We start from the raw sequence: 12,352 nt of genomic DNA on the forward strand, positions 1-12,352 counted from the left end.
CTGCCCTCCTGAGGGATGGTCGAACATCATGAAGGGTCGTCGTCCGGCGGCCTGCGGGGCGCGAGGACGGCGGCGGCCAGCGCGGTGGTGGCGAGCAGGGCGATGCTGACGCCGATCGCCGAGTGCAGCGCCCCGACGAACGCCTCCCGGGCGGCCCGCAGCAGGGCGCGGCCGGCCGTACCGCCGATCTGCTCGGCGACGTGGGCGGCGGCGGCCAGCGACTGGCGGGCCTGGGCGGTGGCCGCCCCGGACACGCCCGCGAGGCCGGGCACGGCCGGCGCGTAGACGACGGTGGTGATCGTGCCGAGCACCGCGATGCCGAGCCCCGCGCCCAGCTCGTAGGCGGTCTCCTCGATCGCCGCCGCGCCGCCCGCGCGGGACTCCGGGGCCGCGGCCATGATGGTGTCGGAGGCCGCCAGCAGCGCCACCTGCACGCCGAAGCCGATGCCGGCGAAGCACAGCGTCAGCAGTACCGGGTGGCTCTCGGTGCCCCACCACAGGGTCGGCGCGAGGGACAGCGCGGTGAGCGCCAGCCCGCCGCCCATGGTCGCCCGCAGCCCGCAACTGCGCAGCAGGCGGGCGGCGGAGAGGCCGCCCGCGACGGCGGCGACCATCAGCGGCAGCATCCGCACGGCGGCGGCCAAGGGGCTGTCGCCCAGCACCAACTGGAGGTACTGGGCGAGCATCAGCTCCAGGCCGACCAGCGCGAACACGGCCAGCAGCACGGTAGCCACGCCGGTGGAGAATCCCCTGCGGGCGAACAGCTCGACGTCGAGCAGCGGGTGGGCCAGCCGCCGCTGCCTGCGTACGAACACGGCCAGCAGGCCCGCCCCGGCGGCGAAGATCGCCAGTGCGGGAGCCACGCCGAGCACTTGCCCGGAGCCCGCCTCCTTCAGCCCGAAGGCCAGCGCAAGGATGCCGAGCACGGACAGCGCGGCGCTGAGGGCGTCCCAGCGGTGGCGGGTGGCGTCCGCGCCCGCGGACTCGGGCAGCAGGCGGGCCGCGGCGGGCAGCAGTACCAGCAGGATCGGTACGTTGATCAGGAAGACCGCGCCCCACCAGGCGTGCTCCACCAGCACGCCGCCGATCAGCGGGCCGACCGCCGCCCCGCCCGCCGCGACCGCGCTCCACACGCCGAGGGCGAACGCCCGCTCCCTGCGGTCGGTGAACACCTCACGGATGATGGACAGCGTGGCGGGCATGATCATCGCGCCGCCCACGCCGAGCAGCGCCCTGGCGACGATCAGCACGGCCGGTGAGCCCGCCGCCGCCGCGCCCGCCGAGGCCATCCCGAACACCGCGTACCCGGCCAGGACGAGCCTGCGCCTGCCGTACCGGTCGCCGAGGGTGCCGAAGGTGATCAGCAGCGGCGCGACCACCAGGGAGTAGACGTCGATGATCCACAGGAGTTCGACCGCGGTGGGTTCGAGGTCGGCGGTGAGCGCCGGGACCGCGATGTGCAGGACCGTGGCGTCCACCGCGATCAGCAGCAGGCTGAAACACAGCAGCGCGAGCACCGCCCACCGGCTCACCCGGCGGCGGCGCTTGCCGCTCCCGGCCCGCTGAACCTGGGAGTCGGCGACCATCCCGAACGTGATCATGGCCGCTCAGGGGGACCCGGCCCGCACGAACATGCGTGGCAGCTTAGGCCATCGCACCCCGCCCGGGGGCGGGCATCGCCGGATGCGTCAGGCGGTATGCGGATCGGCTACACCTAACCCCACAGATGCGGACAAGGTGTGATCGAAGAGTGAGTACCTCTCTAGAGAGATACAGCCATGTGTCGGAGACCTAGGCAAACGGTGATCTCCCACGGACCATTGCGGTCGTGGACAGGGACCGCGAGGCGACGGCCCGGCCGCCCCGACCGGGGCCTGTCGCCGCATGGGTCCCCCTCAATCCCGACAATCCGCGTGAGTGGTGCGTTTCGGCGGTCGCGCGGCTGAACGCGGGGGAGCCGGAGCCGGCGCTGGAGGCGGCCCGGGAGGCGCTGGGCCGCGATCAGCGCCTGGAGTGGGCGCATCGCGTCGAGAGCCTGGCGCTGGAACGCCTCGGGCACGACCAGGAGGCCGTGGAGTCGGCCGAGCGGGCCGTACTGCTGGCGCCGGGATCGTGGCCCGCCCGGCTGCGCCTGGCATCGGCCCTGCGCCGGATTCCCGGACGCCGGCGCGAGGCGTGGAACCAGGCGGCCAAGGCGCTGTGGTTCGCCCCCGAGGAGCCCGACGTACGCGTGCTCGCCGGGGACCTGGCCCTGCTCAGGGGGGAGCACGGGCGGGCCGCCGCCGCGTACCGGGCGGCGCTGCGCGAGGCCCCCGGCCATCCGGCGGCGCGGATCAACCTCGGGCTGACCCTGCTGCGCTGGGAACGCCCGCGCGGTCACCACGACGACGACTGGCCCGTCGATCCCCGGGAGACCGGCCGGGCGCGGCGGGCGCTGGAGGTGTGGTCCAGGCAGGTCCGCGCGCTGCTCGCGTCGGCCCTGGCGGCGGTGACGGCGGTCGCGGCGCTGACCGGTCTGCGCGCCGAGGCCCGGACCGGCGGGCTGCTGGTGCTCGTGATCGTCGCGGCGCTCACCCTGCGGCAGGCCCGCAAGATCCGGACCTGGAGATATGTGCCGGGGATGCTCGGGCGCGACCTGTGGTTCGGCGTGGCGGTGGGCGTGACGCCGCTGGTGGCGGTCGCCTACGCGGTCGCCGTCGCCACGCTGCCCGGCGGGGGTTTCGGCGTGGCGTGGGCGGGGTCGGCCGGGCTGGTGCTCGGCAACGCGCCCGCCCTGGCGATGGTCCGCGTACTGGCCGAGGGGTGGCGGGGCAGGCCCGTGCGCGCGCTCGCGGAGTTCGCCGCCGCGCTGCCCGAGCGCACGGCCAGGCGCGACGCCGCCGTGGCGATCTGGATACTGGCGGTCCGCGCCTGGTCGGTCACCTTGGTGCTGGCCGGGGTGGCGGCGGGCGCCGGCCGGCCGTACGCCGGGCTCGGCGCGCTCGTGGTGCCGCTCGCGCTGGCGCGGATCAGGCGGTCCGCCGGACTGGCCGGCCGTACGCGGGCCGTCCTCGCCGCCGACCGTTCTCTCGGCGCGGCCCTGGCCCTGCTCCTCGTGGCCTGCCTGGGCCTGTCGGCCGCGGTCCTGCCCGGCCCGGCCGCGATGTGGGGATGGCGCACCGGGCTGGCCGCGCTGCTCGCCATGGCGCTGGTGTTCACGCTGCGCGCGGTACGGGCCTGGTGGCGCGGCTCCCCGGGCCCGTGGCGGCCCTCCCTGGTCATGTGCGAGGGCTGCGGGACGTGGCCCCCCGCCGACGTCCGTCCCGGCGTCGGCCTGAGCCAGGAGGTACGGCGGGCGTTCACCTCCTCCCGCGGCGTGGTCCTCGCCTACGCCGACGCGAGCGGCCCCCGCGCGCTGGCCGTCGGAGCCGTGGCCTCGGTCGGCCCCGCGGGCGAACTCCGCCTGATCGCCGCCGACGAGGCGTGGCAGGCCGCCGAGCGCGACCCCAAGGTGGCGGTCTTCGTGGCCGATCCGATGGAACGCAGGTTCTGGGCCGAGGTGCGCGGGATAGCCCTTGGCGACCCCGAGGCCGAGGTCCTGCGGGTGACGCCGAAGGAAGTCGTCATCGGCGAATACCCGGGCCGCCATCAGGGAAGGCACCATGGTGACCGGCCGGGCCGCGCCTGACCGGCACCAGGCATTCCTCCGAGCGATTCACCAGGCGAGCCCGTGAGACGACGGGCCGGGCCGGACACCTGCGTCCGGCCGGCCCCGGAACACGCGGCGCGCCACGGCGAAACGCCGGGTGGCGCAGGCGCCCAAATGTCGCTCCCGTGCGGTATAACCGGGGGCGGACCGGGGAGGCGTGATGCGGGATTCCGGCAGGGCCCGGCCGACGGGGCGTGCAGCGGCCAGGGGTCTGTTCGAGCAGATCCGAGTTCGCTATTTCCAGATATCACCGGGCGTCCGGCGGGCGGGTTACGTCGTCGTGGCGATCGCCTCCGTCGGGGTCGCCATCGCGCTCGGCTGGCAGCTCGACAAGGCCCTCCTGCTCACCCTCATCGTGCTCGGCTTCCTCGCGCTCACCCTGCGCTTTCCCCGGGCGGCGGCCACGGCCCTGGTCGTGGCGGGCTGGGCGATGCTACTGCCGGTCTTCCAGAGCATGTTCGGCAGCCAGTCCTTCGCCCCCGTGGTGCTCATGCTGCTCGGCGGCGTCGTGGCCGGCATCGCCCACCTGATCCGCTGGGTCCCGCCGTGGGCCACCACGCTGGCCGCGCTGGTGGTGGCGGGCCTGCTGGCCGGGGCCCTGTTCCTGGCCTCCCCGGTCGTCGCGCTGTGGGGGGCCTGGGCCGGGGCCGCCGTGGTGCTGGCCTACCGGTTCGCCGCCGCCCGCAGGGTCCGGGCCGCGCTCACCGCGGGCGAGGCCAAACCGGTCCAGGCCCGCGCCCGCGACGGCGCCCCACAGCAGGGCGCGGCCTCCGCCGAGGCCGCCGCGCCCCCGCCGATCTCGGTGGAAGACGCGCTGGGCGAGCTGGAGCGCATGATCGGGCTGTTGCCGGTCAAGGAGCAGGTGCGTTCGATCGCCGCGTCCATCGAGGCGTCCAGGCTGCGGGCCGAGGCGGGCTACACCACCGAGCGGCCGATGCGGCACTTCGTCTTCGCCGGGCCGCCGGGCACCGGCAAGACCAGCGTGGCCCGCACGCTCGCCAAGATCTTCTACGCGTTCGGGCTGCTGGAGACCCCCTATGTGGTGGAGGCGCAGCGGGCCGACCTGGTGGGCGAATACCTGGGCGCGACCGCGATCAAGACCAACGAGCTGATCGACCGGGCGCTCGGCGGGGTGCTGTTCATCGACGAGGCGTACAGCCTGATGAACACCGGCGACGGCCAGGCCGACCGGTTCGGTTCCGAGGCCGTGCAGACCCTGCTCAAGCGGGCCGAGGACGACCGCGACCGGCTGATCATCATCCTGGCCGGCTACGAGAAGGAGATGACCGCCTTCCTGTCGTCCAACCCCGGGTTGTCCTCCAGGTTCGCCACCAGGGTCAAGTTCCCCAGCTACAGCGCCGAGGAACTGCTCGGCATCACCGAGGAGTTGCAGCGCGGCAGGGGCGACCGCCTCGCCGCCGACGCGCGTCCGGTGCTGGCCGGGCTGCTGTCCGACGTCGAGCGCCGCGGCCTGGTGGACGAGCTGGGCAACGCCAGGTTCGCCCGCAGCCTCGTGGAGGCCGCCGCGCAGGCGCGCGACGTGCGGGTGGTGGGCGCGGGCGGCGCGCCGAGCGGCGACGACCTGGTGGTCACCGCGATTCCCGACGTGACCAAGGCGTTCGACGAGCTGACCGCGAGGTTCCGCGGTTTCGCGGCGATCCCCACGCTGGAGGAGGCGCTCGCCGACCTCGACCGGATGGCCGGGCTCGACCCGGTCAAGCGGCAGGTACACGCCATCGCCGCGCAGCTCCGGGTGGCCAGGATGCGCCAGGAGCAGGGGCTGCCCACCCCGCCGCAGATGCGGCACTTCGTCTTCGCCGGCCCGCCGGGCACCGGCAAGACCACGGTGGCGCGCATCCTGGGCCGCATCTTCGCCGCGCTCGGGCTGCTGGCCCGGCCCGACGTCGTGGAGGCGCAGCGCGCCGACCTGGTGGGCCAGCACCTGGGCGCGACCGCGATCAAGACCAACGAGCTGGTCGACCGGGCGCTCGGCGGGGTGCTGTTCATCGACGAGGCGTACAGCCTGATCAACGCCGGTTACTCCGGCGGCGACGCCTTCGGCGCGGAGGCCGTGCAGACGCTGCTCAAACGGGCCGAGGACGACCGCGACCGGCTGGTGATCGTGCTGGCCGGTTACGCCAGGGAGATGGACGCCTTCCTGTCCACCAACCCCGGCCTGGCCAGCCGGTTCAACCAGCGCGTCGGCTTCCCCTCCTACGCGCCGAACGAGCTGGCCGAGATCGCCGAACTGCTGGCCGAGCAGGCCGGCGACCGGTTCGACGAGGCGGCCGGACGCGACCTCGTCGAGGTCTTCACCTGGGTCTGCGGCGAGGGCCTGATCGACAACCTCGGCAACGGCCGTTTCGCCCGCTCGTTGTTCGAGCGTGCCGCCATGCGCCGCGATGTCCGGCTGGCCGCCCGCGGCGAAACCGCGAGCGCGGCCGATCTCACCACCATCACCAGCGATGACGTGCGGGCCGCGGTGGACGAGCTGGCCGATCGCTGACCTCGCGCCTGCTCGATGATCTCGGTGGTGGCCGGTTCGCCCGGCCGTTGGGGGTACGGCGAGTGCGGCCGATCTCACCACCGTCACCAGTGATGGTGTGCCGGCGGTGATGGATGAGCCGGTCGATTGTTGACCTTGTGCCTGATCGGTGATCTCGGTGGTGGTCGGTGTGTCGGGTTGTTGGGGTACGGGGAGTGTGGCTGGTCTCGTGATCGTCGCCAGTGGTGGTGTGTGGGCGGTGGTGGGTGAGCCGGTCGATCGCGGATCTCGTGCTTGATCGGCGAGCCCGGTAATGGAGCGGGTGGCGATCCGCCGCGATGTCCGGCTGGCCGCGCGCGGCGAAACCGCGAGCGCGGCCGATCTCACCACCGTCACCAGCGATGATGTGCGGGCTGCGGTGGACGAGCTGGCCGATCGCTGACCTCGCGCCTGCTCGGTGATCTCGGCGGTGGCCGGTTCGTCCGGCCGTTGGGGGTACGGGGAGTGTGGTTGGTCTCGCCACTGTCGCCGGTGGTGGTGTGTGGGCGGTGGTGGGTGAGCCGGTCGATCGCGGATCTCGTGCTTGATCGGCGAGCCCGGTAATGGAGCGGGTGGCGATGCGCCGCGATGTTCGGATGGCTGATCGCCGGCCCCGCGAGGGCGCGGCGGAAACGATCGCGGTGCGTCCAGTTGTGATTACACTCTGTAGCGCAGCGGTGTGATTTCGTGATCGGGGGCGAACGGCGGTTTCCGCCGCGCGGTCACACGTGTGTGACTTTGGAGGGGATTGTGGGAAAGATCCGGCACTTGCGGTCGGGATGCGCCGTCGTGCTCGTCGGTGGCGCGTTGGCCGGGGCTGCGGGCTGCGGCTCCGGTGGGGAGCGGGCGGACCAGGCGGTGCCCACGGTGGCCAGGCCGTCCGACATCAACCCGGTGCCGCGCGAGCGGGTCGCCGACGGCGGCGCGCTGCGCTGGGGGATCGACGACTTCCCCCTCCAATGGAACCGCAACCACGTGGACGGCAACCTGCCCGAGGTCGAGCTGGTCACCGACGCCCTGATGCCGGCGCCGTTCCGCTCCGACGAGCGGGCCGTGGTCACCCCCGACCCCGACTACGTGACCGATGCCGCGCTCACCTCGACCCGCCCGCGGCAGGTGGTGACCCTGACCCTCAACCCGAAGGCGCGCTGGTCCGACGGCACCCCGATCACCTGGGCCGACTACGAGGCCCAGTGGAAGGCGCTGGACGGCAGGGGCGACGGCCGCCGGGTCGCGTCCACGACCGGCTACCGGGACATCAAGAGCGTCGCCCAGGGCCGCGACGACCACCAGGTGGTGATCACCTTCGCCCGGCCGTTCGCCGACTGGCGCTCGCTGTTCACCCCGCTCTACCCCAAGGGCACCAACGCCGACCCCAAGGCGTTCGACCGGTCCTGGCTGAACGCGCTGCCGGTGACCGCGGGGCCGTTCAAGTTCGGCGCCTTCGACCCGGCGGCCCGTACGGTGACCATCGTCCGCGATCCCGCGTGGTGGGGCCCGCCCGCCAAGCTCGACCGGATCGTCTTCCGCGCCATGCCGGTCGGCGCGCTGCCCGGCGCGTTCGCCGCCGGCGAGCTGGACATCGCCGATGTCGGAGCGTCCGCCCCCGCCTACAGCAAGGCCAAGAACGCCCCGGACGCGCGGGTCCGCCAGGCGGCCGGGCCCGACTTCCGGCACTTCACCTTCAACGGCGAAAGCCCGATCCTGTCCGACCCGGCCGTGCGCAGGGCCGTCGCGATGGGCATCGACCGCGCGGCCATCGCCCGATCCGACCTGGCCGGTCTGGACTGGCCCGGCGAGCCGCTGGACAACCACTTCTTCATGCCCAGCCAGCGGGGCTACCGCTCCAACGCGGGCGAGATCGGCCGGCACGACCCGGCCGCGGCGCGGCGGCTGCTGGAGGAGGCGGGCTGGCGTCTGCCCGTCCAGGCGGGCGGCCCGGCCCTGACGGCCCCCGCGGTCAGGCAGAAGAACGGCAGGCCGCTCCGGCTCACCTTCCTGATCCCGGCGGGCCTTCAGCTCGGCCGGTCGGAGGGCGAGCTGGCGCAGGCCATGCTCAAGGAGATCGGCATCGAACTCGTGCTGCGCGAGGTCCCCGGCGAAGACTTCTTCGCGAAGTATGTGATCCCCGGCGACTACGACATCGCGCCCTTCTCCTACATCGGCACGCCGTACCCGCTGTCCAGCTCGCAAGGGCTCTACTCCGACGGGGTGCGCGCCCCCGGCGGGCGCAAGCACTGGAACGCCAACCTGGGCCGCATCGGCGGCGCCGCCATCGACGCGGCCATCCGCAAGGCGAGCCGGGAGCTCGATCCGGCCGAGGCCCGCGCGCTCGTCAACCGGGCCGACGCGCTCATCTGGCGGCAGGTCAACGTCCTGCCGCTCTACCAGCGCCCACAGAACGTCGCGGTGCGGTCCGGCCTGGCCAACGCGGGCGCGCGCGGCTTCCACGACCTGCGGTACGCCGACATCGGCTTCACCAAGTAGCGCGGGCCGGGGGTGTCGCCGATGACCGGCCACCCCCGAGCGCTCACGCCGTGCGGGCCCTGGCCGCCGGGCCGGTCCCGATCTTCTCGACGGGGCGTCCGCGGGTGCTCACGCCGTGCGGGCCCTGGCCGCCGGGGCGGTCCCGATCTTCTCGACGGGGCGTCCGCGGGTGCTCACGCCGTGCGGGCCCTGGCCGCCGGGCCGCCCTCCGACGCCGAGGCGATCTCGATCACCTCGACCGGGCGCTGGGGGTCGTAGTACGCGCGCAGTGGCGCGGTCGCGGGCCGGTGGCCGGGGCTGCGCTCCCAGCGCTCGAACTCCTCGCGGCTCGCCCACTCGCTGGTCACGGCGAACGCCCCCGGGTCGCCCGGGTAGCACCACAGTTCGGTCGAGAGCAGCCCGGGCGTGCCCGCGATGGTGTCGGCGATGGCGTGGTAGCCGGAGGTCACCGTGGCCTCCGCCCCGGGTGGCACGCGGTACCAGAGCAGGACGCGGATACGGCCGGTCACCAAACGACCTCCTCAAGCCTGCGCCGAAGCACGATCACGTGCCTCCGTCAACATCGATGGTAGCGCCCGTCACATAGCCGGCCAGGTCGCTGGCGAGGAACGCGACCACGTTGGCGACCTCCTCCGCCTGCCCGAGGCGGCCCAGGCTGATGATCGACTTGTAGTGCTCCGCCCGGGCGGCGGGGATGTCGATGGTCTGGATGACGCCCGGCTGCACCACGTTGATCCTGATGCCCTTGGGGCCGAGCTCCTTGCTCAGCGTGCGCGACAACCCCAGCAGGCCCGACTTGGAGGCGGTGTAGTGCGCCCGCTGCGGCAGTCCCACCATGGCGACCCGTGAGCCGATCAGGATGATCGAGCCGCCCGCCGACAGCAGCGGCAGCGTCTCGTGGACCACGGAGAAGGCGCCGGTGAGGTTGGTCTCCACGATCCGCCGCCACTCCTCGTGGGACAGGTCGGCGAACGGCACGTGCGAGACTGCGCCGGCGTTGTTGACCACCACGTCGAGCCCGCCGAGCCGGGCCCGGCACTCGGCGGCCAGGTGGGCGACCCGCTCGTGGTCGCTCACGTCGGCCTGGATCACATGGTGGTTGCCGCCGGTCAGCCGGAGGTCCCGCCGTACCGCCTCGACGGCCTCCGACTCCTGCCGGTAGCAGGTCACGACGTCGGCGCCCGCCCCGGCGAGGGTCAGCGCGACGGCGCGGCCGATGCCCCGGGTCCCCCCGGTCACCAGGGCGCGTTTGCCGTCCAGTTTCAACTCCATGGGTCTCCTCCCGCGGTCGTCCGATTCCACGGTCATTGCCTATCAGCGCTGTCTACCTCCGCAGGGCCAGCGTCTCCACCACGCGACGGAGGGGGCGACCGGTACGGCGGCGGGAAGACGGCGGCCGATTCCGGCGGAACTCTGGCAGGGACGGCTCATGAGATTCGGCAACAACGGATCACGATCCCCAGCGGATCATTAGGAGGACGGATGATGGACACCGGGCCCCATCCAGGGCCGCCGGTGCGGGCGGTGCTCGTCTTCACCGTCCGGCCGGGCGACACCGCGGAGTTCGAGCGGGCCTGGGCGGACGTGGCCGACTGGGCCGGCCGGTGGTCCGGCTGCGTCCGTCAGACGCTGTGCCGGACCGACGCGGCCGAGCCGACGTATGTGATCACGTCGGACTGGGTGGACCGGGCGGCGTTCCGGGCGTTCGAGAGGAGTGAGGAACAGGACACCGTCACCGCTGAACTGCGGCGGCTGCGTCGTACGGCGCGCATGGAGCTGCACACGATGATCGCCGAACGCAGCGCCTCCGGCCCCGTCCACGCCGCCTGACCGGGCCCGCGGCCGGCGCCCGCACCGCGCCCGCCGCCTTTTCCGGCGCGTCCGCGCAATCGGGGAGGCGAGTGGACCTTACGCGCTCTTTACTCTTCGCATACGGTCAGCAACAATGAGTTAGTGTACGTCGTCGGCGTGCACGACTCGGTGCTGAACGGGAGCCAGGGTGCCGTGATGGGAAGAGAGTGTTTCGGCGCCGCCGCCCTCGGGGCGCTGCTCGTGGTCGGCGCATCCTTCGTGCTGCGCGCACTCGGGCGCGCCGCCGAGCGGCCGGGCGGCGCTCCGCCCGGCGCGCGGGAGGCCGCCACGGAGACCGACGCCGCAGCGGGCACGGTGGCGGCCGAGGTGTTCCGTGAGCGCCGCCGCATCGCCAGGGAGCTGCACGACACGGTCGGCCACGGGCTGCTGATGATCGCGATGCAGGCCCGGAGGCTGCCGTCCGTCGCGCCGCAGGCGCGTCCGGTGGCCGAGTCGATCGACGACATGGTCCGCGTCGTGCTCGCCGACATGCGGCGTACGGTGGGCGTGCTGCGCGGTGACCGCGCGGAGCCCGCGCCCGACCGCGCCGACCCGCTGTCGGCCCGGGTGGCCTCGGTGGTCTCCCAGGTGCCGCACGACGAGCCGGGCGGCCCGGTCGAGCTGGCCATCTCCGGCGCCGAGCGCAGGCTGCCCGAGCCGGTGGAGGCCATCGCCCTGCGCGTGGTCAGGGAAGGGCTCACCAACGCGCTCAAGCACGGCGACGGCTCGACGGTCCGGGTGCGGCTCGGGTTCGGCGGCGACCGGCTGTCGGTGAGCGTGCGCAACGGCTGCGGCCGGCCGGCCGGATACGTGCCGCGCGCGGCGGCCGGCCACGGGCTGGCCGGGCTGCGGGAGAGCGTGATCACCGAGGGCGGCGGGTTCGCCTGCGGCCCGCTCACCTCCGGCGGCTTCGTGGTGCAGGCCTGGCTGCCGGCCGAGGAGCACGCCCTGCGGCAGGCGCGCGGGCACGCCAGACGATCAAAAGAGACGGGGGAAGCTCATGAGATGTGTCCGTCTGCTCATTGTCGATGACCAGCCGCTGGTCCGCAGCGGGCTGCGGGCGACGTTCGAGGGGGTGGGCGATCTGTCGGTGGTCGGCGAGGCGGCCAACGGCGTGGAGGCGATCAGGCAGGTCCGCGCGCTGCGCCCCGACGTCGTGCTGATGGACATCAACATGCCTCGCATGGGCGGCCTGGAGGCCACGCGGGAGATCTTCACCGCGCACGGCGGCCCGCCCGCCGCGGGCGGCGGGGCGGTCACCCGCGTCCTGATCCTGACGATGTACGACCAGGACGAAAACCTCTACGACGCGCTGCGGGCCGGGGCGAGCGGTTTCGTGCTCAAGGACACCCCGACCGAGCAGCTCGTCGGCGCGGTCCGCACGGTGGCCTCCGGCGAGGCGCTGCTGTCGCCGTCGGTCACCCGGCGGCTGATCGAGGAGTTCGCCCGCAGGCCGGTGCTGTCGGCCTCGGCGGTGCCCGAGCTGATCGGGCTGACCGACCGGGAGGTCGACGTCTTCCGGCTGCTGGTGCGCGGCTACCGCAACGAGGACATGGCCCGCATGTTGCTGCTGGGCGAGAGCACGGTCAAGTCGCACGTGCAGCACCTCTACCAGAAGCTCGGCGTACGCGACCGCGTGCAGGTCGTCATCTACGCCTATGAGCGCGGTCTCATCCAGCCGGGCCAGGGCTGGGACTCCCTCGATCAGACGATCGTGTCCACCGGAAAGGGGAGACGGGAGTTCATGTCATCGGCGGGCGACAGGGCGGACGGGGCTGCCTAGCGTGGCCTGTGACCAGAGC

9 protein-coding genes are annotated in these 12,352 nt (G+C 73.5%); 6 read left to right on the plus strand and 3 right to left on the minus strand.

Going from position 1 to position 12,352, the window contains the following annotated elements; all coding sequences use genetic code 11:
• Window positions 1-26 precede the first annotated feature (26 nt).
• Complete coding sequence (locus tag ACH34R_RS07705; RefSeq protein ID WP_397560588.1) at window positions 27-1,601, minus strand: MFS transporter; 1,575 nt, start codon at window positions 1,599-1,601, stop codon at window positions 27-29.
• Window positions 1,602-1,828: 227 nt separating this feature from the next.
• Between ACH34R_RS07705 and ACH34R_RS07710 the strand changes: the two genes are divergently transcribed.
• The 3 genes from ACH34R_RS07710 to ACH34R_RS07720 all read left to right on the plus strand — a co-directional run bounded on the left by ACH34R_RS07710 (window position 1,829) and on the right by ACH34R_RS07720 (window position 8,699).
• Window positions 1,829-3,667 carry a tetratricopeptide repeat protein gene (locus ACH34R_RS07710; protein ID WP_397560589.1) on the plus strand — a complete coding sequence of 613 codons (1,839 nt, stop codon included), beginning with the start codon at window positions 1,829-1,831 and terminating at the stop codon, window positions 3,665-3,667.
• A gap of 181 nt (window positions 3,668-3,848) precedes the next feature.
• Window positions 3,849-6,194 carry an AAA family ATPase gene (locus ACH34R_RS07715; protein ID WP_397560590.1) on the plus strand — a complete coding sequence of 782 codons (2,346 nt, stop codon included), beginning with the start codon at window positions 3,849-3,851 and terminating at the stop codon, window positions 6,192-6,194.
• 786 nt (window positions 6,195-6,980) lie between these two features.
• Window positions 6,981-8,699 (plus strand): ABC transporter family substrate-binding protein, encoded by a 1,719-nt coding sequence (locus tag ACH34R_RS07720; RefSeq protein ID WP_397560591.1) that lies wholly within the window; start codon window positions 6,981-6,983, stop codon window positions 8,697-8,699.
• A gap of 173 nt (window positions 8,700-8,872) precedes the next feature.
• On the opposite strand, the gene ACH34R_RS07725 is transcribed toward ACH34R_RS07720, so the two are convergent.
• On the minus strand, window positions 8,873-9,208 hold the full coding sequence (locus ACH34R_RS07725) for an antibiotic biosynthesis monooxygenase family protein (RefSeq protein ID WP_397560592.1): 336 nt from the start codon (window positions 9,206-9,208) through the stop codon (window positions 8,873-8,875).
• Between the two features lie 34 nt (window positions 9,209-9,242).
• A complete protein-coding gene (locus ACH34R_RS07730) occupies window positions 9,243-9,971 on the minus strand; it encodes an SDR family NAD(P)-dependent oxidoreductase (RefSeq protein ID WP_397560593.1) in 729 nt (242 codons plus the stop codon).
• A 210-nt stretch (window positions 9,972-10,181) separates the two neighbouring features.
• On the opposite strand from ACH34R_RS07730, the gene ACH34R_RS07735 reads away from it, so the two are divergent.
• The 3 genes from ACH34R_RS07735 to ACH34R_RS07745 all read left to right on the plus strand — a co-directional run bounded on the left by ACH34R_RS07735 (window position 10,182) and on the right by ACH34R_RS07745 (window position 12,333).
• Window positions 10,182-10,529: an antibiotic biosynthesis monooxygenase family protein gene (locus ACH34R_RS07735; protein ID WP_397560594.1), complete on the plus strand. Its 348-nt coding sequence runs from the start codon at window positions 10,182-10,184 to the stop codon at window positions 10,527-10,529.
• A 177-nt stretch (window positions 10,530-10,706) separates the two neighbouring features.
• A complete protein-coding gene (locus tag ACH34R_RS07740) occupies window positions 10,707-11,582 on the plus strand; it encodes a sensor histidine kinase (RefSeq protein WP_397560595.1) in 876 nt (291 codons plus the stop codon).
• Window positions 11,551-12,333 (plus strand): response regulator, encoded by a 783-nt coding sequence (locus tag ACH34R_RS07745; protein ID WP_397560596.1) that lies wholly within the window; start codon window positions 11,551-11,553, stop codon window positions 12,331-12,333. Before ACH34R_RS07740 ends, ACH34R_RS07745 begins: the two co-directional genes overlap by 32 nt.
• Window positions 12,334-12,352 lie beyond the last annotated feature (19 nt).

Source organism: Spongiactinospora sp. 9N601 (assembly GCF_044326295.1).
GTDB lineage: Bacteria > Actinomycetota > Actinomycetes > Streptosporangiales > Streptosporangiaceae > Spongiactinospora > Spongiactinospora gelatinilytica.

Excerpts from the sequence above, each read along its gene's own strand:
- ACH34R_RS07715 (WP_397560590.1), top strand. The coding sequence starts at position 3,849 with ATGCGGGATTCCGGCAGGGCCCGGCCGACGGGGCGTGCAGCGGCCAGG.
- ACH34R_RS07740 (WP_397560595.1), top strand. The coding sequence starts at position 10,707 with ATGGGAAGAGAGTGTTTCGGCGCCGCCGCCCTCGGGGCGCTGCTCGTG.
- ACH34R_RS07735 (WP_397560594.1), top strand. The coding sequence starts at position 10,182 with ATGATGGACACCGGGCCCCATCCAGGGCCGCCGGTGCGGGCGGTGCTC.
- ACH34R_RS07730 (WP_397560593.1), bottom strand. The coding sequence starts at position 9,971 with ATGGAGTTGAAACTGGACGGCAAACGCGCCCTGGTGACCGGGGGGACC.
- ACH34R_RS07745 (WP_397560596.1), top strand. The coding sequence starts at position 11,551 with ATGAGATGTGTCCGTCTGCTCATTGTCGATGACCAGCCGCTGGTCCGC.
- ACH34R_RS07705 (WP_397560588.1), bottom strand. The coding sequence starts at position 1,601 with ATGATCACGTTCGGGATGGTCGCCGACTCCCAGGTTCAGCGGGCCGGG.